A 24114-nucleotide genomic window follows, 5' to 3' on the forward strand; every position below is an offset into this window, starting at 1 on the left:
CGCCGCCGAGCCCGCCGCCCCCACCTCCTCCCGCCGGGCCACCCGCACCCCCCCCCGCCCGCCCCACCCGCGCCCCCCCCCCCCCCCCCCCCCCGCGGATCGATGCCCAACTGGTCCAGGACGGTGGTCAGCACCGCGAGGGCGTCGCAGCCGGTGGACAGGTGGCCGTCGACGCCGGCGACGTCGGCGGTGCCGGCCAGCCACACCTGGGTCGCACCGGCCGCCCGGAGCTCCTCGGCGAGGGCGGCGCCGGACTCGGCGTAGTCGCGGTCGGTGCCGCAGATGCAGGCCACCGTCGTCCCCGCCCCGGCGAACCCGGCGGCGCCGTCGCCGGACGGCGTCCGCAGCCCGCCGGCGGCGAACAGGTTGGTGGCGAAGCCGGCGCGGGCGGTGTGCCGGGCGACCGGGCCGAGCGTGGCCAGGTACACCCCCGGCCGGGGCTCGGTGGCCTCGACGGCGTCGCGCAGCGCCTCGAACCGCTCCGCGGTGCGCACCCGGGGCAGCCCGCCCGGCCCGGACGGCGGCCGCCCCGGGTCCGGCCGGCGGCTCGGCCGCACCTCCGCGGGGTCCGGGAACTCGGTGACGCCGGTGACCGCGTCGGTGCGGTGGGCGACGCGGTCCTGCCGGGCCGACCAGGCGGTGTCGATCCGATCACCGACCAGCCCGGAGGCCAGCGCGGCGGGCAGCCCGCCGGCCCGCTCCACCTCGGTGAACCAGGCCCAGGCGGCCTGGGCGACCGACTCGGTCAGCGCCTCGACGTACCAGGAACCGCCGGCCGGATCGAGGACCCGGCCCACGGACCCCTCCTCCAGCAGCAGGGTCTGGGTGTTGCGGGCGATCCGCCGGGCGAACGCGTCGGGCAGGCCCAGCGCGGCGTCGAACGGTTGCACGGTGACGACGTCGGCGCCGCCGACACCCGCGGCGAAGCAGGCGACCGTCGTCCGCAGCATGTTCACCGCCGCACCGTGCCGGGTGATCATCACGCTCGAGGTGACCGCGTGCTGGCGCATCGCCCGGTGCCCGGCGGCCACCCCGCTGGCCTCGCCCACCCGGTGCCACAGCCGGCGCGCGGCGCGCAGCGCGGCGATGGTGGTGAACTGGTCGACCCCGGCGGAGAGCCGGAACTCCAGCTGGCCGAACGCGTCCTCGACGCCCAGCCCGCCCTCGGTGAGCGCGCGCAGGTAGGCCACCCCGGCGGCGATCGCGCAGCCCAGCTCCTCCACCACCGACCCGCCCGCGTCGGCGAACACGGTGCCGTCGGCGACGACGGTGCGCCAGCCCGCGGGCGCGCGGCGGGCCAGCGCGGCCAGGCCGGTGAGGTCCTGCTGCTCCCCCGTGGCCGCCTGCACGCCCAGCGGGTCCAGCCCCAGCGAGCCGCCGGGGGCCGGCACCAGGCCGCTGTCCGTGCGCCCCTCGACCAGCGCCAGGAACGCCTCCGCCGCGGCCGCGCCGCCTTGCAACGTCACCGGGGCGAGGTCCAGGTAGACGTCGGCGAGCACCTCCCCGAGCGCCTCGACCGGGACGGCGCCCCCGCCCAGCACCAGCCAGAGCGAGGTGACGCCGTTCTCCAGGTCGGCGGCGATCGCCTCCCGGGTCCGCGCGACGTCGGGGTCGGCGTGCCGCTGCCGGACGTCCCAGCCGCCGGGCACGGTGAGCTCGCCGTCGGCGGCGGGCACCGAGGCGACCCGGGACCCGCGGACGAACGGCGGCAGCCCGGGCACCCCGACGGCGGCCGGCAGGTCGGCGACGTCCTCGGCGGTGTACAGCGGCGCGACCGACACCCCGGTGGCCACGGTCTGCCGCAGCGCGTCCTCGACCGGGTCGGGCAGCTCGCCGGCCCCGGACTTGCGCAGCACCCCGGCGACCAGCTCCCGCCACTGCTCCCGGGTGGCGTCCGGGAAACCCGCGGCGAGGGCGAGCTCCTCGGGTGTCTCCGGCTCGGCGGGGGGCGGCCCGGCCGGGCGACCCGCCTGCTGGTCGGGAGAGCTCATCGTCGGGTCCCCGCCTCTCGGGTGTGGCACAGCACGCGTCGACCCAAGCTCTACACGATCTACCGGGCCGGGTCACCCACGGGGACGGCGGCGTCGGCCGCGAGGGCGTGCAGCGCGGTGCGGCCCAGCAGCCGGATGCCGACGCCGATCGCCTGCTCGTCGACGTCGAAGGTGCCGCGGTGCAGGTCGAGCGGCGCCCCTCCGCCGTGCGTGCCCAGCCGGGCCAGCGCGATCGGCAGCACCTCGGCGAACCAGCCGAAGTCCTCCCCGCCCATGCTCTGCGGGGACAGCACGACGCCGTCGCCGCCCACGGTCTCGATCGCGGCCCCGCGCAGCAGCGCGACGCTTCGCGGGTCGTTGACCACCGGGGGGACGCCGCGCACGTACTCGATCGACACCCCGGCGCCGGAGCCGGTGGCCACCTCGGTGACCAGCCGGCGGACCAGGTCCTCCGCCTCGTTCCACACCGAGCGGTCCAGCACCCGCAGCGTGCCGCGGAGCGCGCCGGTCTGCGGGATGGCGTTCGCCGCGACGCCGGCGCTCACCGACCCCCACACCAGCGACAGGCTCGACCGCGGGTCGACCAGCCGGGAGAGCAGGCCGGGCACCTCGGTGACCACCCGGCCCAGCGCGTGCACCAGGTCGACGGTGAGCTGCGGGCGGGCGGTGTGCCCGCCCGGCCCGGTCAGGGTGACCTCGACCCGGTCGCAGGCGGCGGTGATCGCCCCGGTGCGCAGGCCCACCTGACCGACCGGCAGCGAGGGGTCGCAGTGCAGCGCGAACGCCCGGGTGGCGCCGGCCAGCACGCCCTCGTCGACGACCTCCAGGCCGCCGCCGGGCACCTGCTCCTCGGCCGGCTGGAAGACGCAGCGGACGGTGCCGGGCAGCCGGCCCTGGGCGGCGAGGGCCAGCGCGACGCCGAGCAGCACGGTGGTGTGCACGTCGTGCCCGCAGGCGTGGCAGAGCCCCTCGCGGGTGGAGCGGTAGGGCACGTCCTTGAGGTCGGCCAGCGGCAGGGCGTCGATGTCGGCGCGCAGCACGACGACCGGGCCGTCGGGGTCGCCGGGCACGTCGCAGACCAGGCCGGTGCCGGTGCGCAGCCGCCGGGGGCGCAGCCCGGCCGCGGTCAGCCGCTGCTCCAGGTGGGCGGTCGTCTCGTGCTCGGCGAACCCCAGCTCGGGGTGGGCGTGCAGGTGCCGGCGGACGGCGACCAGCTCCGGCTGGTGGTCCCGGGCCCAGCGGTCCAGCTGGGCGCCGGCGTCGTCCCGGGGTCGGGCCTCGCTCACCGCGGCTCCCCGGCGGCCGTCAGGCCTTCGGGGGTGGGCAGGCCGTCGCGCAGCTCGGCCACCAGGCTGTCGACGACCGGGTGCAGGTCGCCGCCGTGCGCCGCGGCGACCGCGCGCTGCCGCTGGTAGGAGGCGCCGGTGGCCAGCACTCGCCGGACGTCGAGCAGCTCGGCCTCGCAGTCCAGCTTGCGGGCGGTGGGCAGCAGCTCCTCGACCAGCTCGTCCAGCGCCTCCCGGACCGGCGCCACGGTGCCCTGCTCGTCGACGACGATCGAGGCGTCCAGGCCGTAGCGGACCGCGCGCCACTTGTTCTCCCGGACGATCCAGCCGGCCGGGGTGGGCAGGGTGTAGCCGCGGTCGAGCTGGGTGTCCAGCTGCTCGACCAGGCACTGGGCCAGGGCGGCGACCGCGCCGATCTCGTCGAGGGTGGGCAGCCCGTCGCAGATCCGCAGCTCGACGGTGCCGAAGTCCGGGTGCGGCCGCACGTCCCACCACACCTCGCGGACGCTCTCGATCGCGCCGGCGGCGACCAGCGTGCCCATGTACTCCTCGAATCCGGCCCAGTCGGTGAGCTGGTAGGGCAGGCCGGCGGTCGGCATGCCCTCGAAGACCTTGGTGCGCACCGAGGCCAGGCCGGTGTCGCAGCCGGACCAGAACGGGGACGACGCGGACAGCGCCAGGAAGTGCGGCACGTACTGCAGCAGCGCGTTGACGATCGGCATCGCCTTGTCCGGCGAGCGCACGCCCACGTGCACGTGGACGCCGAAGATCTGCAGCCGCCGGGCCGGCCACTGCATCCGCTCGACGAGCTCGGCGTACCGCTCCTTGGGCGAGATCTCCTGGGTGTCCCACCGGGTGTACGGGTGGCTGCCCGCGCACATCAGGTCCAGGCCGCGCCGGTCGGCCGCGGCGACGACCTCGGCGAGGGTGCCCGCGAGGTCGGCCTTGGCCTCGGCGACGGTGCTGCAGATCCCGGTGATGACCTCCACCGTCGACTGCAGCAGCTCGTGCTTGGCCTTCGGGTGCTCCTCGAGCCCCTCGGGGGTGATCTCGGCCAGGATCTCGGTGGCGCCGGAGGTCAGCTCGCCGGTCTGGCGGTCGACCAGCTGGAGTTCCCACTCCACTCCCAGGGAGGCGCGCTCGGACGAGTGGAAGGGGATCTGCACCCCGCGAGTCTAGGAGCGGGGTGGGCGGGCCGCCGGTCGTGCGAGCGGGTGCGGTGTCCGACCCGGTCCCTATGCTCGCGCAGGTGAGCGAGCCCACCGCAGCACTCCCGTCCGATCCCACCGCGCTGGCCGCCCGGGCCGCCGAGCAGCTGACCGCCGCCGTCGGCGGTGACCACGACGTCGCCGTCGTCATGGGGTCGGGCTGGGCACCGGCCGCCGACGCGTTCGGCGAGACGCTGGCCGCCGTCGCCATCGGCGATCTCCCCGGCTTCGCCGCCCCCACCGTCACCGGCCACGGCGGGGAGATCCGCTCGGTGCGGGTGGGTGACCGCAAGGTGCTGCTGTTCCTGGGCCGCACCCACCTGTACGAGGGCCGCGGGGTCGAGCCGGTGGTGCACGGGATCCGCACCGCCGCCGCCGCCGGGGTGCGCACCGTCGTGCTCACCAACGCCGCCGGCGGCCTGCGGCCCGAGCACCGGGTCGGCCAGGCGGTGCTGATCAGCGACCACCTGAACCTGACGGCGCGCTCGCCGCTGGTCGGCGCCACCTTCGTCGACCTCACCGACCTCTACTCCGCCCGGCTGCGGGCGCTGGCGAAGGAGATCGACCCGTCGCTGACCGAGGGCGTCTACGCCGCCCTGCCCGGCCCGCACTTCGAGACCCCGGCCGAGATCCGGATGCTCACCACCCTCGGCGCCGACCTGGTCGGCATGTCGACGGCGCTGGAGGCGATCGCCGCCCGGGCCGCCGGCATGGAGGTCGTCGGGCTGTCGATGGTCACCAACGCCGCGGCCGGGATCACCGGCGAGGCGCTGGACCACCTGGAGGTCCTGGCGGCGGGCAAGGCCGCGGCCGGCCGGCTCGGGGAGTTCCTCGTGCAGCTGATCGGGCGGAGCTCGTGACCGCGTCCTCCAGCGGGCCGGTGCTGGTGACCGGGGCCGCCGGCGGGATCGGCAGCGTGCTGCGCGGCGGCCTGCCCGAGCACGGCTGGGCGCTGCGCTGCCTGGACGTCGTCCCGGTGCCGGAGCCACGGCCCGGGGAGGAGCACCTGGTCGCCGACGCCGCCGACCTCGCCGCCGTCGCCGCGGCGGCTGACGGCGCCGGCGCGGTCGTCCACCTCGCCGGCGTGCTGGGCGAGTCGACCTGGGAGGCGATCGAGCGGTCGCACATCGAGACCACCCACGCCGTGCTCGAGGCCGCCCGCCGGGCCGGGGTCGGCCGCGTCGTGCTCGCCAGCAGCAACCACGCGAGCGGCTTCACCCCCCGGCCGGCCCACGGGCTCCTCACCGAGGCCGCGGCTCCGCCACGGCCGGACACGTTCTACGGCGTCGCGAAGGTGACCATGGAGGCGCTGGGCTCGCTCTACGCCGACCGGTACGGCCTCGACGTCGTCTGCCTGCGGATCGGCAGCGCCTTCCCGCGGCCGACGACGGTCCGCCAGCTGTCCACCTGGCTGTCCCCGGGTGACACCGTGCGGTTGTTCGACGCGGCGCTGCGCACGCCGTCCCCCGGCTTCCGCGTGGTCTGGGGCGTGTCGGCCAACACCCGCGGCTGGTGGGACCTGACCGCCGCCCGCGCGCTGGGGTACGCACCCCAGGACGACGCGGAGACGTACGCCCCGGCGTTGCTGGAGGTGCACGGCGAGCCCGACCCCCGCGACCCGGTGCACGGCCGGGTCGGCGGGGAGTACACCCTGCCGGACCTCGACGCCGACGTCGTCGCGGCGCAGACGGGGCCGGCCCAGCCGAGCAGTGGAGGACCCCGGTGACCCACTCCCCCGGCGTGCTGACCACCGCCCGCGACTGGGCCGACGACGACCCGCACGACGGCGACCGCGCCGAGATCGCCGCGCTGATCGAGGCGGCCGACACCGACGAGCTGGCCCGCCGCTTCGCCGGCCCGCTCACCTTCGGCACCGCCGGGCTGCGCGGCCCGCTGCGGGCCGGGCCGGCCGGGATGAACGCCGCGGTGGTCACCCGCGCGGCCGCCGGCCTGGGGGCCTGGCTGCGCGAGGCCGGGCACGCCGGCGGCGGGGTGGTGATCGGCTACGACGCCCGGCGCCGCTCCGACGAGTTCGCCCGGCTGTCCGCCGAGGTGCTCACCGGTGCCGGGTTCGCCGTCCAGGTGCTGCCCCGGCCGCTGCCCACCCCGGTGCTGTCCTTCGCCGTCCGGCACCTCGGCGCGGTCGCCGGGATCATGGTGACCGCGAGCCACAACCCGCCGCAGGACAACGGCTACAAGGTCTACCTGGGCGACGGCGCGCAGCTGGTGCCGCCGGCCGACCGGGAGATCGAGGCGGCGATCGCCGCCGTGGGGTCGCTGCGCGCGCTGCCGCGCGGCGACGACTGGTTCACCTGCTCCGACGACGTGGAGGCCGACTACGTGGCCGCGGTCGTCGACGCGCTGGAGCCCGGCCGGGTGGCGCTGGCCGACCGGCAACGGCTCACCGTCGCCTACACCGCGATGCACGGCGTCGGCTCGGCCACCACCCGCCGGGTGTTCGAGGCGGCCGGCTTCGGGCCGCTGCACACCGTGCCGCAGCAGGACCTGCCCGACCCGGCCTTCCCGACCGTCGCCTTCCCCAACCCGGAGGAGCCGGGCGCGGTCGACCTGCTGATCGCCCGCGCCGAGCAGGCCGGTGCCGACGTCGCGATCGCCGAGGACCCGGACGCCGACCGCTGCTCGGTGGTCGTCGGTGGGCGCCAGCTGACCGGTGACGAGGTCGGCGTGCTGCTGGGCGACTGGCTGCTGCGCCGGGGCGTACGCGGCACCTACGCCAACTCACTGGTCAGCGGGTCGCTGCTCGGTGCGCTGGCCGGCGCGCACGGGGTGCCGTTCGAGCAGACCCCGACCGGGTTCAAGTGGATCATCCGGGCCGGTTCGGCCGGGGCGCCGCTGGTGTTCGGCTACGAGGAGGCGCTCGGCTACGCGGTGACGCCCGGCGTGGCGCACGACAAGGACGGCATCTCCGCGGCGCTGGCGGTGGCGCTGCTCGCCGCCGAGCTGCGCGCCGACGGGCGCACGCTGACCGACCGGCTCGACGAGCTGGCGGTGGAGCACGGGCTGTTCGCCACCGGGCCGCTGTCGGTGCGGGTGGAGGACCTGTCGGTCATCGCCGGGGCGATGGCCCGGTTGCGCGCCCGGCCCCCGGCGCAGCTGCTCGGCCGGGACATCGAGGCCCGCGACCTGGCGGACGCCGACCCGCCGGTCGACGCGGTGCGGCTGACCGGGGACGGCGTCCGGGTGGTCGTGCGGCCCAGCGGCACCGAGCCCAAGCTCAAGGCCTACCTGGAGACCGTCGTCCCGGTGGCCGACGCCGCCGGGGTGCCCGCCGCCCGGGAGCGCGCCGCGGCGGAGCTGGACCGGCTGCGCACCGAGATGTCCGCCGCGCTGGGGCTGTAGCCGGCCGTCCCGCCGCCGGTCCCCGACCGCCAGGCGCCCCCCGTCTCACCCCCGGGGGCGAGGGCAGCGCACAGCCGGACGTGCCACCCTGGCGGACTCACGTCCGCGCCCAGCCCCTGGAAGGCCTCTTGTCCGTTCTCGACCAGACCACGGCCCCACCGGGCACGACGCCGGGCCGGACGGCCCGCCGCCCGGAGGTCGACGGGCTCCGCGCCCTGGCGGTCACGCTGGTCGTGGGCTACCACGTCTTCAGCGGCCGGGTCTCCGGCGGCGTCGACGTCTTCCTGGTGCTCACCGGCTTCTTCCTCGTCCTCACGCTGAGCGGGCAGTTCCGGCGGGACGGCCGCGTGCGCCCGCTGGCGACGATCAGCCGGACGGTGACCCGGCTGCTGCCCACCGCGCTGCTGGTGCTGGCCGTCACCGCCGTCGCCGCGGCGGTGGTGATGCCACCCACGCGCTGGCGGGAGGTCGCCACGCACCTGGTCTCCGCGGTCACCTTCACCGAGAACCACCGCCTGGTGCAGGAGGCGGTCGACTACAGCGCCAGCAACGCCACCGCCAGCCCGGTGCAGCACTTCTGGTCGCTGTCCATCCAGGTGCAGGTGCTGCTGGTCGTCCCGCTGGTGGTGGCCGCCGGGGCGTTCCTCCTGCGGCGGGCCGGCGGCGGGCACCTGGGGCGGCCGGTCGCGGTCGCCGCCGTGGCCGCCGTCACGGCCGCCTCGTTCGCCTGGTCGGTGATCAGCACCCGGGCCGACCAGCAGGTGGCCTACTTCTCGACGCTGCCCCGGCTGTGGGAGCTGGGCGTGGGCGCGCTGGTGGCCCTGCTGCTCGCGGCGGTGCGGCCCGGACCCCGTACCGCCCTCGTGCTGGGTTGGGGCGGGGTCCTCGCGCTGATCGCCTGTGGCGCGGTGCTCGACGGCGCCCACCTGTTCCCCGGCTGGGCGGCCGCGTGGCCGGTGGCCTGCGCCGTCGCCGTCCTCCTCGCCGGCGGTGGCGGAGGGCGGGCCGGGGTCCACCGGCTGCTGTCCCGGCCGTTCGCCGCCTGGCTGGGGCAGCGGTCCTACGCCCTCTACCTGTGGCACTGGCCGGTGCTGGTGCTCTACCTGGTGCACGCCGACCGCGATGCCCCGACGCCCGGCGGCGCCGCCGCGGTGATCGTCGCGTCGGTGGTGCTGGCCGACCTGACCCACCGGGTGGTCGAGCTGCCCGCCACCACCCGGCTGCGCGCCTGGCGCCCCGGGCTGGCGCTCGCCGTGGTGACCGCGTGCACCCTGCCGCTGCTGACCGCGGGGGTCGGTTTCACCGCCTGGCTCGACCGGCAGGCCGGCCAGCTGGCCCAGCTGGCCGAGCACCCGTCATACCCGGGTGCGCTCGCGCTGCGCGGGGCGGTGCCGGCCACCGGTGGACTGACCGGGGTGGAGCCCCTGCCGTCGCTGACCGTGATCCGGGACGACTGGCCCACCCTGGACGGCGCCCGGTGCACGACCGAGCAGTTCGCCGCCGACCCGGTGCCCGCCGAGACCGACGTGTGCGTGCTGGGCCCGGACGACGCCGAGCGGCGCATCGTGGTCGTCGGTGACTCGCACGCCGCCCAGTGGCTGCCCCCGCTGGCCGCCCTCGCCACCGACCGCTCCTGGCAGCTGCACTCGATCGTCCGCGGCGGCTGCAACCTGTCGACGGAGTCCGAGTTCATCCAGGAGGGCTGGCCGGGCTACGAGGAGTGCGCGGCCTGGCGCTCGCACCTGGTCGACCGGATCAGGTCACTGGAGCCGGACCTGGTGGTCACGCTGGGCACCCGGACCGGGTACGGCCCCGAGGAGGAGTACCTGCCCGCGGGCTTCGTCGCGGCCTGGGAGCAGCTCGCCGAGGCAGGGATCACGGTGCTGGCTATGCGGGACACCCCCCGGCACGTGGAGGACGTCCCCGACTGCACCGCGCGCTGGGGTGACACGGCCACGCAGTGCGAGCTGGCCCGCTCCGCCGCCTACACCGAGGGCCTGCTGGAGACCGCCGCCCCGGAGCTGCCACCGGGAGTGCACCTCGTGGACACCAGTGACTGGTTCTGCACCGACACCACCTGCCCACCGCTCGTCGGCAACGTGCGCGTCCACCTCGACGGCGGGCACGTGACCGCCACCTACATGCGCAGCATCGCGCCGCTGCTCGAGGAACGGCTCCGCACGACGATCGGCTGGTGACCCGCCCGCCCATGCGGCGTGCGGGCCGCTCCGGTCAGCGGTAGCTCAGCGGGTAGTCCGGCTCCGGCACCCGCTCACCGGCCGGGGGCGGGCCGTAGTCGTTGGTGCGCTCCTCCCCGGGCAGGAACCCGAGCTGAACCAGCAGGACCAGGCCGCCCACCAGCGGGATCAGCCCGATCAGCAGCCACCAGGCCGAGTGCCCCCGGTCGTGCAGACGGGTCACGTTCGAGGAGATCGACGGCACGAGGAGCACCAGCCAGACCACCGGCAGGACGATCCCCGGGCTGAACTCCGCGCTGACGCTCGTCGCCGTCGTGGTGGTGCTGGTGACCTCGCTGAAGCCGAACGCGAAGTCCGCCGACATCGCCAGAACGGTGAGCACGAGGATGGGCAGGACGTACGCAAGCCAGTAGGTGCGGCGGCTGATCCGGCCGCGGGACACGTACCACCGGGCGAACTCCACAGCACCTCACCGTCGTCGCGGACCGAGCCGCCCGGGGCGGCCGGCGGCCCATCATGACGGTCACGCGGGGTCGGGTCTGTCCCCCGGCGGGGTGACACGCTCAGGTCGGCGGCGGCCCGTACCGGTTGGGCCGCGGCTGGGTGCCCAGGAAACCGCAGGTGACCAGCAGGACCAGCCAGCCGATCCCCGGCACCAGCGCCCACAGCAGCCACCAGGCCGAGTGGTCGCGGTCGTGCAGGCGGGTCACGGTCGAGGCGACGTTCGGCACGGCCAGCAGCAGGGCGGTGACGGCGGTGACCGGCCCGCCCTCCTCGGGGAAGAACCACACCAGGTCGGCGACGTCGGCCTGGTCCGGGCGGTCGGTGAACCGCGGCCAGCTGCCGGGGAACCAGTGGGCGTCCACGACCGACGCGGCGACGCCGATCAGCGCGAACAGCAGCACGTAGCGCAGCCACCAGTCGCTGCGCCGGATCCGCCCGGTGGGGACGTACCAGGCGGTGGGGCCGGCCCGGCCGTCGTTGCCGCTCACGCGCTGACGGTCTCCCGGCAGCCGCTGGCCAGGGCCTGCTGGGCGGCCTCGAGCACCCGGACGACGTCCCGGCCGAAGGCCGCGTCGCACGGGTGGGCGCCGCCGGTGAGGGCAGCGGCCTGCAGCTCGTCGACGGCGACCCGGTGCGCGGCGACCGCGGTGTCGGACTCCGGCAGCAGCACCAGCCGGCCGGCGTCGCCGTGCACCCACACGTCGATGCCCGAGGACAGCCCCGCGGCGGTGTGCGACAGCGTGACGGTGCTGGCCCGGCCCTCGTCGTGGCCGAGGACCAGGTGCACGGTGTCGCCCTGCCCGGCGCCGGCCTGCACGGTGCGCACCGGCCCGAGCGTCGGGACGAGGAGGGCGAGCGCGTGCGGGCCGACGTCCCACAGGGCGCCGTGCTGCCGGCGCCAGGCGGAGTCGAAGGGCCCGCCGGCCAGCGAGCCGAGCCAGGTGACCGCGCCGCCGGCCAGCGTGGTGCGGCTCGCCTCCTGCAGCCAGGTGGAGGTCGCCGTCCGGAAGCGGTTGGTGAAGAAGACGACCGAGGCGACGCCGGCGGTCTCGACCGCCGCGACCACCCGCTCGGCGGCGTCGAGCGTCAGCCCGACCGGCTTCTCCAGGAGCAGGTGCCGGCCCGCGGCGGCGGCGCGCTCGGCCAGCGGCACCTGCACGTCGGGCGGGACGGCGAAGCTGACCGCGTCGACGTCGGCGAGCAGCGCGTCGAGGTCGTCGGTGCCGGCGACGTCGAACTCCGCCCCCACCGCCTTGGCCTTGGCCAGGTCGCGGCCCCAGACACCGACGAGCTCGGCGCCGGGGTGCTCCGCCAGGGAGGCGGCGTGCACCGTGCGCGCCCAGTGACCGGTGCCGAGCACCCCGAACCGCATGTCAGACGGCGCCGAACTGGCGGTCGCCCGCGTCGCCGAGGCCGGGGACGATGTAGGCGTTCTCGTCCAGGCCCTGGTCGATGCTGGCGGTGAAGACGCGCAGCGGCAGGCCGCTGCTCTCCAGCCGCTCGAGGCCCTCGGGGGCGGCGAGCACGCACAGCACGGTGATGTCGGTGCAGCCGCGGTCGGTGAGCAGGGTGCAGCAGTGCACCAGCGAGCCACCGGTGGCCAGCATCGGGTCGAGGACGAAGACCGACCGGCCGACGAGCGACTCCGGCAGCGAGGCCATGTAGGCCTCCGGCTGGAAGGTGACCTCGTTGCGGGCGAGGCCGACGAAGCCCATCTGGGACTCCGGCAGCATCCCGTGGGCGGTGTCGGCCATGCCGAGGCCGGCGCGGAGCACCGGGACGATCAGCGGCGGACCGGCCAGCCGGTAGCCGATGGTGTCGGTGACCGGGGTGGTGATCGACTCCTCGGCGATCTCGAGGTCACGGGTGGCCTCGTAGACCAGCATCTGGGTCAGCTCGCGCAGGGCGGCGCGGAACGCGGCGTTGTCCGTGCGCTCGTCCCGCATCCGGGACAGGCGGGCGCGGGCGATCGGGTGGTCGACGACGGTCAGCTGCACGGCGCACACCGTATCGGCCCCCCGGTTCACCGCCGGCAGCTGAGCCGGGCGGTGACCTCGCGGCCGGCTGGTGGTCCGGGTCCCGCTGCGCACCACCGGCACCGGGCCCCAGCAGGTCCACCGCGCGACAGACCGGCGCACCGCTGGCAGGGTCGGCCTCGTCGCGCCCCGGCCGACCGTCGAACCGGGCGGCGTCCGTCTCGAACACCCTGGAGTCCGACCATGCCCGCTGCCCCGATCGCCGTCACCGGGTCCACCGGCCACCTCGGCGGCCGCGTCGCTCGGCTGCTGGCCGACGCCGGGGTGCGCCAGCAGCTGCTGGTCCGCGACCCCTCCCGCGCGCCGCAGCTCCCCGGGGCGACCGTCGCCCGGGCGCCGTACGGCGACCGCGGGGCGGTGCGCGATGCGCTCGCCGGCGTGTCGGTCGTGCTGATGGTGTCGGCCTCGGAGACCGCCGACCGGGTCGACCAGCACCGCACCTTCCTCGACGCGGCGGTGGAGGCCGGGGTGGAGCACCTGGTCTACACGTCCTTCGAGAGCGCCGCGCCGGACGCGACGTTCACCCTGGCCCGCGACCACTGGGCGACCGAGCAGCACGCGCGCGAGATCGGGCTGCCGGCCACGTTCCTCCGCGATCAGCTGTACCTGGACTCGCTGGTGGAGTTCGTCGGTCCGGACGGCGCGATCCGCGGGCCGGCCGAGGACGGCCGGGTGGCTGCCGTGGCCCGGGACGACATCGCGGACGCCGCGGTCGCTGTCCTCCGCGACCCGGTTCCGCACGCCGGCCGGACCTGGTCGCTGACCGGACCCGAGGCGCTGACGCTCCACGAGGTGGCCGCCACGATCAGCGCGGTCACCGGCACCGCAGCCCGCTACGTCCCGGAGACCCTCGACGAGGCCTACGCCTCCCGGGCGTCCTACGGTGCGCCGGACTGGCAGGTCGAGGCCTGGGTGTCGACCTACACCGCGATCGCGGACGGTTCGCTGGCCGGCGTCACCGATCACGTCGCCGAGCTCACCGGCCACCCGGCGCGGTCGATGGAGCAGGTGCTGCGGGCCCGGCGATGACGGCCGGTCGGGCTCCGCGAGCCCCTGGCCGGCGGGTGCGGGGTGGGCCGGCAGGGCGCATCGCGACGTGGTGTCGATGCCCGTGACCGTCGGGCCGCTTCCGTCGTCCGCGACCGGGGAGCTGCTGACGTTGCAGCGCGCGGCGTACGTGAGCGAGGCGCAGCTGTACGACGACGTCCGCCTGCCGGCGCTGACGCAGACCCTCGACGAGCTGACCGTCGAGTTGGCCGCCAGCGCGTGCGTGGCCGCCTGGTCCGGTGCACGACTGGTCGGGGCCGTCCGAACCCGGGAGGACAGCCGACTGCTGCACGTCGGCCGACTGGTGGTGGCACCGGACCAGCAGGGGCTCGGGATCGGCAGCCGGCTGCTGGTGGCCGCGGAGGCCGGCACCTCCTGTGCCCGCGCCACGCTGTTCACCGGGTCCCGGAGCGAAGCCAACCTGCGGCTGTACCGCCGCCACGGATACGCCGAGACCCGGCGGGAGGAGCTGCGCCCCGGGCTGGAGATCGTGCACCTGGGGAAGGATCTGGGCTGAACCCCGCGCCACGCGCCGGCCGAACGGGCAGGGTGGCGACATGGTCCGAGCACCACGCAGTCCCACTGGCCGTGCACTGGCGACGGTCGGGGTCCTCGCCTTCTGCAGCTGGGTCACCTTCGTGGCGATCGAGATCGCCACCGTGCCGGAGCCCGGAGCAGCCTCGGTCGACGCCCTGGCCACGCAGGTCGCCTCGTCGCTCGCGCAGCGGGACGCCGACACGTTCCAGGCACTGGTGGTCGACGACGCCCCGGCGGACTACGCCGAGCAGCTCTTCGCCTCGCTCCCCTCCGCCGGCAGCGGTCTGGAGGCCGTGGTCGAGAGCTCCGGCCGGGCTGACGTGATCGTGGTGGCCGACCCAGCCGGCCGCGGGACCTGTCTCGCCTGGCAGGTGGTGCCCGACGACGAGCGGTACCTCCTCGGCGTCGTCCCACCGCTCACCGGTTGCAGCCAGCGCTGACAACGGCAGCCCTCGGCAGCACAGCCGGGGCCGTCGGCGGCACAGCCGGCAACGTCAGGTGAGCGGTGGTCCGAGGAGGATCTCGGTGCCGTCGGGGCGCCAGGTGCGCCAACGGCCGTCGGGTTGTCGCTCGACCCGGAACCCGTGGTGGACCTTGGTGTGGTGGCGCTCGCACAACAGCGCCGAGTTCTTCAGGTTGGTCTCGCCGCCGTGGAGCCAGTGGATGAGGTGGTGCACGTCGGCCCACCAGTGCGGGGCGCCGCACCCGGTGAACATGCAGGTCCTGTCCCGCGCGACGACCGCGCGGCGCAGGGCGGGGGTGACCACCCGGTGCTTGCGGCCCAGGTCCAGTGGCTCGCCGTCGGGGCCCATCACGATGCGCGAGACCACCGCGTCACAGGCCAGCCACCGCGCCCGGGCGGCGGAGATGCTCGCCCCGAACCCGGTCTGCCCGGCCCCCGGGCCCGTGGCGGGGTCAACCAGGTCCTCGACGTCGATCCCCAGCACCACGTGCGGCTTCTCCGTGCGCAGCGTCGGCAGGCCACCGGCGGCCAGGGCGTTGTCGCACAGCTGGATCAGCGCATCGGCCTGCTGCTGCGCGCGGGTGCGGGTGTCGCCCTTCGGCCGGTTGGCCTGCACGATCGACTCGATCGCCGCCCGTACCTTCTCGAACCCCACGGCATCCGCATCAAACCGGCCACTGCCCGAACCATCGGCATGCCGGACCAGGCTCAGCCGCCGGCCCTCGGTGGGATCGGGCTCCGGGCCGTCGGGGTCCAGCGCCTCTTCGAATGCCTGCACCGCAGCGACCAACGACTGGTGCGGCGACTCGGCCGCCACCTGCGACCAGACCTGGTCGAAGGCGCCCAGGTCGATGCCCTGCTCCGCGGCCTTCGCGACCTCACCGGGGCCGACCTTCTCCGCCACCACGTTCACCTGCGCCGCGCTCACCGCACCCGCGGCGAACCCCGCTGCCAGCACCGGGAAGGACTCCAGCACCCGACCGGCCCGCACGATCCGCGACGCCTCGGCCGGCGCCACGCGCACGTGCCCGATCAACCACGACCGCGTCGACTTCAACCCATCGCGCTCCGCGGCCTGGGTCACCTCCGCGTGCCGCACTGTGCGCGTCAACTCCGCCGATGCGCGATTGACCAGCTTCACCAAGAAGGCGGTCCGGTCGAGCACCTGACCGTCGGACAACCCGTGCAATCCCGAACCAGCCAGCGCGTCCAACGCCGCGCCCAGCTCGCCCAGGCCCACCGCCGGCAACTCCGCAACCACGTTCGGAGCAAGCACATCCGGATCGGCGTCCAGCGTCGTCGAGCCGCTCACGGACACCTCCCCACCGATTCGAACATGTGTTCTAAGTCTAGCGGGATCCGGACCACCGGACCAGCCGAATCCGCAGCTCAGGCGCTTGTGCACAGATCCAATCAACCGCTTGACAGGCGGCCGGCGCCGGCTCTGACACCCGTCCGGGGCACCGCGCGAGAGTGAGCACCGGAGACCTGTCGGTACGCAGTGGAGAATGCCCGGCATGACCCACGTGCTCGACCCGAACGCGCTGGCCGGGTCCGGCGGCGCCCCGGGCACCCCACCCGACCCGTTCGCCGACGTGACCCGCTCGGACGACGCCATCCGCGCCTTCCTCCACGGACTCCCCGGCGTCGACCAGGTGGGCGCGCAGCAGCGGGTCGCCGTGCTCGGCACCCGCTCGATCAAGAGCACCGCGAAGGCCTGGGCGATCGACACCGCGATCTCGATGGTCGACCTGACCACCCTCGAGGGCGCCGACACCCCCGGGAAGGTGCGCAGCCTGGCCGCCAAGGCCCGCCGTCCCGACCCGGAGGACCTCACCTGCCCGTCGGTCGCCGCGGTCTGCGTCTACGGCGACCTCGCGGGCGTGGCGAAGGAGGCGCTGGCGGGCACCGACATCAACGTCGCCGCCGTCGCCACCGCCTTCCCCAGCGGCCGCGCCAGCCGGCGGGTCAAGATCGCCGACGTGGAGGACGCCGTCGCGAACGGCGCCGACGAGATCGACATGGTCATCGACCGCGGGGCGTTCCTCTCCGGCCGCTACCTCGACGTCTTCGAGGAGATCGTCGCGGTGAAGGAGGCCTGCGGCCCCGCGCACCTGAAGGTCATCCTGGAGACCGGCGAGCTGGTCACCCTGGACGCCGTCCGCCGCGCCTCCTGGCTGGCGATGCTCGCCGGCGGCGACTTCATCAAGACCTCCACCGGGAAGGTCTCCCCCGCCGCCACCCTGCCGGTCTGCCTGGTGATGATGGAGGCGGTCCGCGACTTCCGCGCCGCCACCGGCCGCCAGGTCGGCGTCAAGCCCGCCGGCGGCATCCGGACCACGAAGGACGCCGTCAAGCACCTGGTGCTGGTCAACGAGACCGCCGGGCCCGACTGGCTGTCCCCGGACTGGTTCCGCCTCGGCGCCTCCAGCCTGCTCAACGACCTGCTCCTGCAGCGCCAGAAGCTCCGCACCGGCCACTACTCCGGCCCCGACCACGTGAGCGTGGACTGATGTCATCCCCCACCCAGCCCGCCTCGAGCCCCTTCGAGTACGCGCCGGCACCGGAGTCCCGCTCGATCGTCGACCTGAAGCCCAGCTACGGGCTGTTCGTCGACGGTGAGTTCACCGAGGGCACCGGCACACCGCTGAAGACGGTCAACCCGGCCACCGAGGAGGTGCTGAGCGAGGTCGCCGTCGGCACCGAGGAGGACGTCGACCGCGCCGTCCGCGCCGCCCGCCGCGCCTTCACCCGGGTCTGGGGGCCGATGCGCCCGGCCGACCGGGGCAAGTACCTGTTCCGCATCGCCCGGCTGCTGCAGGAGCGGGCGCGGGAGTTCGCCGTCCTGGAGAGCCTGGACAACGGCAAGCCGATCCGGGAGAGCCGGGACGTCGACGTCCCGCTGGCCGCGGCGCACTTCTTCTACCACGCGGGCTGGGCCGACAAGCTGGAGCACGCGGGCCTCGGCCCGGCCCCGCGGCCGCTCGGCGTGGCCGGTCAGGTCATCCCGTGGAACTTCCCGCTGCTGATGCTGGCGTGGAAGGTCGCCCCGGCGCTGGCGGCGGGCAACACCGTGGTCCTCAAGCCCGCGGAGACCACCCCGCTGACCGCGCTGCTGTTCGCCGAGGTGTGCCAGCAGGCCGACCTGCCGCCCGGCGTGGTCAACATCGTGACCGGCGCCGGCCAGACCGGCCGCGCCGTGGTCGCCCACCCCGACGTCGACAAGGTGGCCTTCACCGGCTCCACCGAGGTCGGCCGGGAGATCGCCCGCTCGGTCGCCGGCACCGGCAAGCGGCTCACCCTGGAACTGGGCGGCAAGGCCGCCAACATCGTCTTCGACGACGCCCCGGTCGACCAGGCCGTCGAGGGCATCGTCCGCGGCATCTTCTTCAACCAGGGCCACGTCTGCTGCGCGGGTTCCCGGCTGCTGGTGCAGGAGTCGGTGCACGACGAGGTGGTCGCGGCGCTGCAGCGGCGGATCGGCACGCTGCGGGTGGGCGATCCGCTGGACAAGAACACCGACCTGGGCGCGATCAACTCGGCCGAGCAGCTGGCCCGGATCCGGGAGCTGTCGGAGATCGGCGAGGCCGAGGGGGCCCAGCGCTGGCAGCCGGTGTGCGACCTCCCCGACCGCGGGTTCTGGTTCCCCCCGACGATCTTCACCGGCGTCTCGGCGGCGCACCGGATCGCCCGTGACGAGGTCTTCGGGCCGGTGCTGTCCGTGCTCACCTTCCGCACCCCCGACGAGGCGGTGGCGAAGGCCAACAACAGCACCTACGGGCTGTCGGCCGGCATCTGGTCGGAGAAGGGCTCCCGGATCCTGAAGATCGCCGACCAGCTGCGGGCCGGCGTGGTGTGGGCCAACACCTTCAACGAGCTCGACCCGACCTCGCCGTTCGGCGGCTACAAGCAGTCCGGCTACGGCCGGGAGGGCGGCCGGCAGGGCCTGGCCGCCTACCTCTCGACGGGAGACGCTCGATGAGCGAGCTTGCGAGCTCATGCATGGACACGGCGACGCGAACGCGCCCGACGAGCGCCAGCGAGGAGTGCAAGTGAGTGATCGGCTGACCGTGCGCAAGACCTACAAGCTGTACCTGGGCGGGGCGTTCCCCCGCTCGGAGTCCGGCCGCACCTACGAGGTGCACGACGCCAAGGGCCACTTCCTGGCCAACGCCGCCTGGGCCTCCCGCAAGGACGCCCGGGACGCCGTCGTCGCCGCCCGCGGCGCGTTCGGCAAGTGGTCCGGCGCCACCGCCTACAACCGCGGCCAGGTGCTCTACCGGGTCGCCGAGGTGATGGAGGGCCGCGCGGCCCAGTTCACCGAGGAGGTGGCCGCCGGCGAGGGGATCTCGACGGCCAAGGCGCGGGCGGCGGTGGACGCCGCCATCGACCGCTGGGTCTGGTACGCCGGGTGGACCGACAAGCTCGCCGCCGTGCTCGGCAGCAGCAACCCGGTCGCCGGTCCCTACTTCGGCTTCTCCACCCCGGAGCCGACCGGGGTGGTCGCCGTCCTCGCCCCGCAGCGCAGCTCGCTGCTCGGCCTGGTCAGCGTGCTCGCGCCGGTGCTCGCGGGCGGCAACACCGCCGTCGTCGTCTCCGCGAAGGAGCGCCCGCTGCCGGCCATCACCCTCGGCGAGGTGCTCGCCACCTCCGACGTCCCCGGTGGCGTGGTCAACCTGCTCACCGGCGACGCCGCGGAGATCGGGCCCTGGCTGGCCGAGCACGCCGACGTCGACGCGATCGACCTGGCCGGCGCACGCAACCCGCTGGCGATGGAGCTGGAGCGCTCGGCCGCCGGCACGATCAAGCGTGTCCTGCGGGCCTCCGCGGAGGAGCCGGACTGGACCGCGGACCCCGGTCTGGGCCGGATGACACCCTTCCTGGAGACGAAGTCGGTGTGGCATCCCATGGGGGTGTGAGCGCAGCCGCGCTCGACCGGGCAGGATGGGCGGGTGGCCAGGCCCAGCATCGTCCCCATCGCACTCACCCTCGACGACCGCACGGGCTACACGCTCTGGGCGCCCCCCTGGGAGGAGGACGGCGAGGAGTGGCAGGCGTTCCTCGGCAGCACGGTCGACGTGCCCGCCGACCTCAACGACGACGACCCTGAGGACGGCGTCACCAAGGCCGTCGTCCACCTGTTCCCCTCCCCCGCCGCCCTCGCGGCCTTCTGCCGCACCAGCACCGACCACGACCTCGCCGACCACCCGGTCTGGCCGGTCGTGGCCGGGCTGGACGCCGGCGACCTGACCCCCGACGAGGACCACCGGTTCGACCTCGACGGCGTCTACGACGTGGTCGCGGAGAACCCGGACCGCTGGGCCGTCGACGAGCTGGCCGCCGTCGTCGACGTCGTCGGCCGCATCGCCGAGTGCTGCGACACCGCCGATGACGACGACGACGTGCTCGACGACGACGAGACCGAGTTCGAGTCGGTCGCCGAGCTGGTCTCCCGCCCGGAGGTGGCCGCGCTCCCCCTCGGCGTGCAGGCGTTCCTCGGCCGCACCGGCGAGGAGTCCTGGCTGCGGCTGGGCACCGCGATCGACGAGCTCTGGGAGGACGTGCTCGAGGAGCTCGACGACCACCTGGACTGGACCGGCGCCGGCCGGGTCTCCCCGGACGACTACCCCTCGGCCGCCGAGGAGGCCGAGGCCCGCGCGGCGGAACCGGACGACGAGGACGAGGACGACGACGTCGACCTGCTCGACGAGGACGACGACGCCCGCACGGCCGGGGCGAGCGCCCAGCGCCAGCCGGCCGGTTCCACGGCCGCGGAACCGGGCGTGGCGACCACCGGCACGCGGGCCATCCGCGGGGGCAGCCGGCTGACCGCCAGCCCCGCCGCGGTCGCCGCCGCCCAGGAGTTCTGGGAGGCGGTCGGCATCCTGCCCGTCGAGCTGGTCGTCCCCGAGGGCGCCGGCCTGACGCTGCGCTGCTACGTCGAGGACCGCGCCCGGTTCCTCGGCCGGGACGGCCAGGTGTTCCTCTTCCCCTCCCCGGTCGAGCTGGCCCGCTTCTGCGCCTCCGACGAGCGCCACGACCTCAGCGGCATCGCCTCCTGGCCGGAGGTGGCCGACACCGACGTCCTGCCGCTGCCGGCCGACCAGGACCGCTACGACCTGACCGCCCTCGCCGAGGTGCTGCGCGAGGTCGCCGGCGGCGCGGGCGGGCTGGCCCAGCACGAGGTGCTGGAACAGCCGGTGGAGGGTGTGCGGGACCTCGCCGAGTACGCGGGGCTCACCCGGGTCGAGGAGCTGCTCACCGGGGACACCCCGCTGGGTCGCGCCGTCGCCCGCAGCGAGTCCGAGCCGGCGGCGCCGCTGCCCGCCCCGGACGCCGCCGTGCTGGCGAGCACCTGGGACGAGGTCGTCACCGAGGTGACCGGGGTCCTGCGCTTCCGCGAGCAGCCCGAGTAACCCGGGAACGACCAACGGCCGGCCCCCGCAGAGCGGGAGCCGGCCGTTGGTCGTTCAGCTGGGCCTAGAAGGAGCGGGCCGGGCGCGAGGGCCGACCGCCGGAGCGGTGCCCCTCGCTGGAGCCGCGGTAGCCACCGGGGCGCCGGTCACCGCCGCCGGAACGATCCCGATCGCCGTAGGAGCGCTCGCCCGAGGGGCGGTCTCCGTACGAACGATCGCGGTCGCCGGAGGGGCGGCCAGCCGCACTGCGATCCCGATCGCCGTAGGAGCGCTCGCCCGAGGGGCGGTCTCCGTACGTGCGCTCGCGGTCGCCGGCGGGACGACGCGGGCCACCGCGGTAACCGCCAGGGCGCTCACCGGAGGGCCGACGCCCGCCGGAGCCACCGGCCGGACGGCGCGACTCGCGCACCGGACGGACGATCGGCTCCACGAAGGTGCCACCGGCGACCAGATCGCTGATCGCGGCGTCGCCCGGACGGATCCGGGTGACCTGCGGCTCGATCTTGGCCTGGCGGAACCGCCGCTTGGACTGACCCACCTGGTCGGGCAGCAGCAGGGAGACGACCACACCCGCGGCACCGGCGCGCGCCGTGCGGCCGGAGCGGTGCAGGTAGGTCTTGTGGTCGGCCGGCGGGTCGTAGTGCAGGACCAGCGACACGTCGTCGACGTGGATGCCACGCGCGGCGACGTCGGTGGCCACCAGCACCGGGCTGCGGGCGTCGGTGAAGGCCTCCAGGGCCCGACGCCGCGCGGACTGCGGCAGCCCGCCGTGGATCGGCTCGGCGGAGATGCCGACGGCCTGCAGGTTGCCGGCCAGCCGGTCGGCGCCGTGCTGGGTCCGCACGAAGATGATGATCCGGCCCGGACGGGCGGCCATCGCCTCGGTGACCTTCAGCTTGTCCGGGAAGGACACGCTGTAGGCCAGGTGCTCGGCCTGCGGGCCGCTGTCCTCGGCCTTCGCGACCTCGTGCCGGGCCGGGTTCTTCAGGTAGCGGCGGACCAGGGTGTCGACCTCGCCGTCCAGGGTGGCCGAGAACAGCAGTCGCTGGCCGTCGGGGCGGGTCTGGTCGAGCAGCTCCTTGACCACCGGCAGGAAGCCGAGGTCGGACATGAAGTCGGCCTCGTCGATGACCGAGACGACGACCTCGGAGAGGGTCGTCTCGCCCTGGTTGATCAGGTCCTGCAGCCGGCCGGGGGTGGCGATGAGCACGTCGACGCCACGGCGCAGCTGCTGGATCTGGCGGTACATCGAGGCACCGCCGTAGACGGCGGCCAGCTGGACGCCGTTGGACTGCCCCAGCGGAGCCAGGTTGTCGTGCACCTGCTGGGCCAGCTCGCGGGTCGGCACCAGGATCAGGCCACGCGGCGCGCGACGGCCCTGCTGGGCGTCGGCACCGAGCCGGGCCAGCAGCGGCAGCCCGAACGCGAGCGTCTTGCCCGAGCCGGTGGCGGCCTTGCCGAGCACGTCGCGCCCGGCGAGGGCGTCCGGCAGCGCGGAGGTCTGGATGGCGAACGGGTGGCGGATGCCCTTGCGCTCCAGCGCGGTGACCAGCGGCTGGGGCAGACCCAGCTGGGCGAAGGTCGGGCCGGTGGGCTCGGGGGCCGCCTCGGCCGCGGCGGGCGCAGTGACCTGGAGGTCTGCGGCCGGGGCCTCGAGGGAGGTGTTCTCAGGGGTGGTACGGGTGTCGACAGAGTCGAACGAGGACAAGCGGGGACTCCGATACAGATCGGTGCGCGTCCCGTGGTGATGCCGGGCGCCGGGTGACCGGCGCCCACACTGGTGATCGCCGCCGTCTGCGATGACGCGTGATCTGCACGGATGCGCTGTGCCCGGGCAGGACCGCCCGGGAGGATGACCGGCACACTCACCGGCACGTCCAGGTTAGCAGCGGAACGGCCGCCGGCATTCCCGGGTGCCCCGGGTTCCCCCGGCCGGGGGTCAGCCGCGCACGGCGGCGAAGCCCGGGCGGACCACCTCGGTGAGCAGCCGGGCGCGCTCGGCCGGGTCGACGAACGCGCCGGTCAGGGCCCGTTCGGCGACCGTCTGCACGTCGTCCCACCCCCAGCCGAAGGTGTCCACCACCGCGGTCAGCTCGCTGCTCGCCGAGACCCCGCTCATCAGCCGGTTGTCGGTGTTGAGGGTCACAGCGAAGCCGGCCCGGTGCAGCCGGTCGACCGGGTGGTCGGCCAGCGAGGGGTAGGCGCCGGTCTGCACGTTGGACGACGGCGCGACCTCCAGCGGCACCTGCGCGTCGCGGACCCGCTGCGCCACCGGGCCGAGCGGGCCGTCGACCGGCACCTCGTCGGCGATGCGCACCCCGTGGCCAAGCCGCTCGGCGCGGGCGCCGTCGAGGGCGGCGACGATCGAGCCGATCCCGGCGGCCTCCCCGGCGTGCACGGTGCGGTGCGCCCCGGCGCGGTCCAGCACCGCGATCGCCTCCGGGATGCGGTCCGGCGGGAAGCCGTCCTCGGGCCCGGCCAGGTCGAAGCCGACCACGCCGGCGCCGGCGAACCGGACCACCTGCTCGGCGACCTCCACCCACCGGTCGGCCTGCCGCATCGCGCACAGCAGGGTGCCGACGACGATCGGCGTCCCGGCGGCCACGGCCTCCCGGCTGCCCAGGGCGTAGCCGTCGAGCATCGCCTCCACCACGGCCGGCAGCGCCATGCCCTGCTCGGTCAGCAGCTCGGGCGCCATCCGGACCTCGGCGTAGACGACGCCGTCGGCGGCCAGGTCGAGGGCGGCCTCCCGGGCGACCCGGTGCACGGCCTCGGGCCGCTGCATCACCGCGACGGTGTGCGCGAACGTCTCCAGGTAGCGCGGCAGCGACCCCGAGTCGGCGGCCTCGCGGAACCAGCGGCCCAGCGCCGCGGGCTCGTCCGCCGGCAGGCCGCGGTACCCGGCCTCGTCGGCCAGCTCCAGCACCGTCTGCGGCCGCAGCCCGCCGTCCAGGTGGTCGTGCAGCAGCACCTTCGGCGCACGGACGAGGTTCTCGGCGGTCAGCTCAGCAGGCACGAGTGGAACGTAACCGACCGCGACACGGGGGCCACCGCCCAGCCGGGGACGG

The 24114-nt window shown here is 75.3% G+C and carries 21 protein-coding genes; 11 read left to right on the forward strand and 10 right to left on the reverse strand.

Annotated features, from left to right (window positions below; genetic code table 11):
• The 3 genes from ACI79U_RS13240 to ACI79U_RS13250 form a co-directional block, all read right to left on the reverse strand.
• The coding region (locus tag ACI79U_RS13240; protein ID WP_457072803.1) for a methylmalonyl-CoA mutase subunit beta at positions 1 to 1991 on the reverse strand (1991 nt) is incomplete at its 3' end.
• 59 nt (positions 1992 to 2050) lie between these two features.
• On the reverse strand, positions 2051 to 3277 hold the full coding sequence (locus tag ACI79U_RS13245) for an amidohydrolase (RefSeq protein ID WP_457063632.1): 1227 nt from the start codon (positions 3275 to 3277) through the stop codon (positions 2051 to 2053).
• A complete protein-coding gene (locus tag ACI79U_RS13250) occupies positions 3274 to 4443 on the reverse strand; it encodes a glutamate--cysteine ligase (RefSeq protein WP_457063634.1) in 1170 nt (389 codons plus the stop codon). The genes ACI79U_RS13245 and ACI79U_RS13250 overlap by 4 nt, the downstream gene beginning before the upstream one ends.
• Positions 4444 to 4526: 83 nt before the next feature.
• On the opposite strand from ACI79U_RS13250, the gene ACI79U_RS13255 reads away from it, so the two are divergent.
• From ACI79U_RS13255 to ACI79U_RS13270, 4 genes are all read left to right on the forward strand, one after another.
• Positions 4527 to 5345, forward strand: a complete 819-nt coding sequence (locus tag ACI79U_RS13255) for a purine-nucleoside phosphorylase (protein ID WP_457063636.1) — start codon at positions 4527 to 4529, stop codon at positions 5343 to 5345.
• On the forward strand, positions 5342 to 6211 hold the full coding sequence (locus tag ACI79U_RS13260; protein WP_457063638.1) for an NAD-dependent epimerase/dehydratase family protein: 870 nt from the start codon (positions 5342 to 5344) through the stop codon (positions 6209 to 6211). Before ACI79U_RS13255 ends, ACI79U_RS13260 begins: the two co-directional genes overlap by 4 nt.
• Positions 6208 to 7845 carry a phospho-sugar mutase gene (locus ACI79U_RS13265; protein WP_457063641.1) on the forward strand — a complete coding sequence of 546 codons (1638 nt, stop codon included), beginning with the start codon at positions 6208 to 6210 and terminating at the stop codon, positions 7843 to 7845. The genes ACI79U_RS13260 and ACI79U_RS13265 overlap by 4 nt, the downstream gene beginning before the upstream one ends.
• Before the next feature lie 128 nt (positions 7846 to 7973).
• Positions 7974 to 10043, forward strand: coding sequence for an acyltransferase family protein (locus tag ACI79U_RS13270; protein WP_457063643.1), 2070 nt, complete (start codon positions 7974 to 7976; stop codon positions 10041 to 10043).
• A 34-nt stretch (positions 10044 to 10077) separates the two neighbouring features.
• On the opposite strand, the gene ACI79U_RS13275 is transcribed toward ACI79U_RS13270, so the two are convergent.
• The 4 genes from ACI79U_RS13275 to upp all read right to left on the reverse strand — a co-directional run bounded on the left by ACI79U_RS13275 (position 10078) and on the right by upp (position 12544).
• Positions 10078 to 10506 carry a DUF805 domain-containing protein gene (locus ACI79U_RS13275; protein WP_457063646.1) on the reverse strand — a complete coding sequence of 143 codons (429 nt, stop codon included), beginning with the start codon at positions 10504 to 10506 and terminating at the stop codon, positions 10078 to 10080.
• 100 nt (positions 10507 to 10606) lie between these two features.
• Positions 10607 to 11035 carry a DUF805 domain-containing protein gene (locus tag ACI79U_RS13280; protein WP_457063649.1) on the reverse strand — a complete coding sequence of 143 codons (429 nt, stop codon included), beginning with the start codon at positions 11033 to 11035 and terminating at the stop codon, positions 10607 to 10609.
• A complete protein-coding gene (locus tag ACI79U_RS13285) occupies positions 11032 to 11907 on the reverse strand; it encodes a Gfo/Idh/MocA family protein (protein WP_457063651.1) in 876 nt (291 codons plus the stop codon). Before ACI79U_RS13285 ends, ACI79U_RS13280 begins: the two co-directional genes overlap by 4 nt.
• 13 nt (positions 11908 to 11920) lie before the next feature.
• Positions 11921 to 12544: a uracil phosphoribosyltransferase gene (gene upp / locus ACI79U_RS13290; protein ID WP_457063653.1), complete on the reverse strand. Its 624-nt coding sequence runs from the start codon at positions 12542 to 12544 to the stop codon at positions 11921 to 11923.
• A 222-nt stretch (positions 12545 to 12766) separates the two neighbouring features.
• Between upp and ACI79U_RS13295 the strand changes: the two genes are divergently transcribed.
• The 3 genes from ACI79U_RS13295 to ACI79U_RS13305 all read left to right on the forward strand — a co-directional run bounded on the left by ACI79U_RS13295 (position 12767) and on the right by ACI79U_RS13305 (position 14607).
• Positions 12767 to 13612 carry an SDR family oxidoreductase gene (locus tag ACI79U_RS13295; protein WP_457063656.1) on the forward strand — a complete coding sequence of 282 codons (846 nt, stop codon included), beginning with the start codon at positions 12767 to 12769 and terminating at the stop codon, positions 13610 to 13612.
• 76 nt (positions 13613 to 13688) lie between these two features.
• Positions 13689 to 14147 carry a GNAT family N-acetyltransferase gene (locus ACI79U_RS13300; protein WP_457063659.1) on the forward strand — a complete coding sequence of 153 codons (459 nt, stop codon included), beginning with the start codon at positions 13689 to 13691 and terminating at the stop codon, positions 14145 to 14147.
• A 40-nt stretch (positions 14148 to 14187) separates the two neighbouring features.
• The gene (locus ACI79U_RS13305; RefSeq protein ID WP_457063662.1) at positions 14188 to 14607 is read left to right on the forward strand and encodes a hypothetical protein; all 420 of its coding nucleotides are present in this window, start codon (positions 14188 to 14190) and stop codon (positions 14605 to 14607) included.
• A gap of 54 nt (positions 14608 to 14661) precedes the next feature.
• Here ACI79U_RS13305 and ACI79U_RS13310 read toward each other — a convergent pair whose 3' ends face one another.
• Positions 14662 to 15942 carry a DUF222 domain-containing protein gene (locus tag ACI79U_RS13310; protein ID WP_457063664.1) on the reverse strand — a complete coding sequence of 427 codons (1281 nt, stop codon included), beginning with the start codon at positions 15940 to 15942 and terminating at the stop codon, positions 14662 to 14664.
• Positions 15943 to 16147: 205 nt separating this feature from the next.
• Between ACI79U_RS13310 and deoC the strand changes: the two genes are divergently transcribed.
• The 4 genes from deoC to ACI79U_RS13330 all read left to right on the forward strand — a co-directional run bounded on the left by deoC (position 16148) and on the right by ACI79U_RS13330 (position 21046).
• Positions 16148 to 17143, forward strand: coding sequence for a deoxyribose-phosphate aldolase (deoC, locus tag ACI79U_RS13315; protein WP_457063666.1), 996 nt, complete (start codon positions 16148 to 16150; stop codon positions 17141 to 17143).
• Positions 17143 to 18612 carry an aldehyde dehydrogenase family protein gene (locus tag ACI79U_RS13320; RefSeq protein ID WP_457063668.1) on the forward strand — a complete coding sequence of 490 codons (1470 nt, stop codon included), beginning with the start codon at positions 17143 to 17145 and terminating at the stop codon, positions 18610 to 18612. Before deoC ends, ACI79U_RS13320 begins: the two co-directional genes overlap by 1 nt.
• 70 nt (positions 18613 to 18682) lie before the next feature.
• On the forward strand, positions 18683 to 19549 hold the full coding sequence (locus ACI79U_RS13325) for an aldehyde dehydrogenase family protein (RefSeq protein ID WP_457063670.1): 867 nt from the start codon (positions 18683 to 18685) through the stop codon (positions 19547 to 19549).
• Positions 19550 to 19582: 33 nt separating this feature from the next.
• The gene (locus tag ACI79U_RS13330; protein ID WP_457063672.1) at positions 19583 to 21046 is read left to right on the forward strand and encodes a hypothetical protein; all 1464 of its coding nucleotides are present in this window, start codon (positions 19583 to 19585) and stop codon (positions 21044 to 21046) included.
• Positions 21047 to 21110: 64 nt separating this feature from the next.
• Here the strand turns inward: ACI79U_RS13330 and ACI79U_RS13335 are convergent, their stop codons facing one another.
• Together ACI79U_RS13335 and ACI79U_RS13340 are read right to left on the reverse strand one after the other, a co-directional pair.
• Positions 21111 to 22754: a DEAD/DEAH box helicase gene (locus ACI79U_RS13335; protein ID WP_457063674.1), complete on the reverse strand. Its 1644-nt coding sequence runs from the start codon at positions 22752 to 22754 to the stop codon at positions 21111 to 21113.
• Positions 22755 to 22985: 231 nt separating this feature from the next.
• Positions 22986 to 24062, reverse strand: a complete 1077-nt coding sequence (locus tag ACI79U_RS13340; RefSeq protein ID WP_457063678.1) for an adenosine deaminase — start codon at positions 24060 to 24062, stop codon at positions 22986 to 22988.
• Between the last annotated feature and the right edge of the window lie 52 nt (positions 24063 to 24114).

The organism is Modestobacter sp. SYSU DS0904 (genome assembly GCF_054051115.1).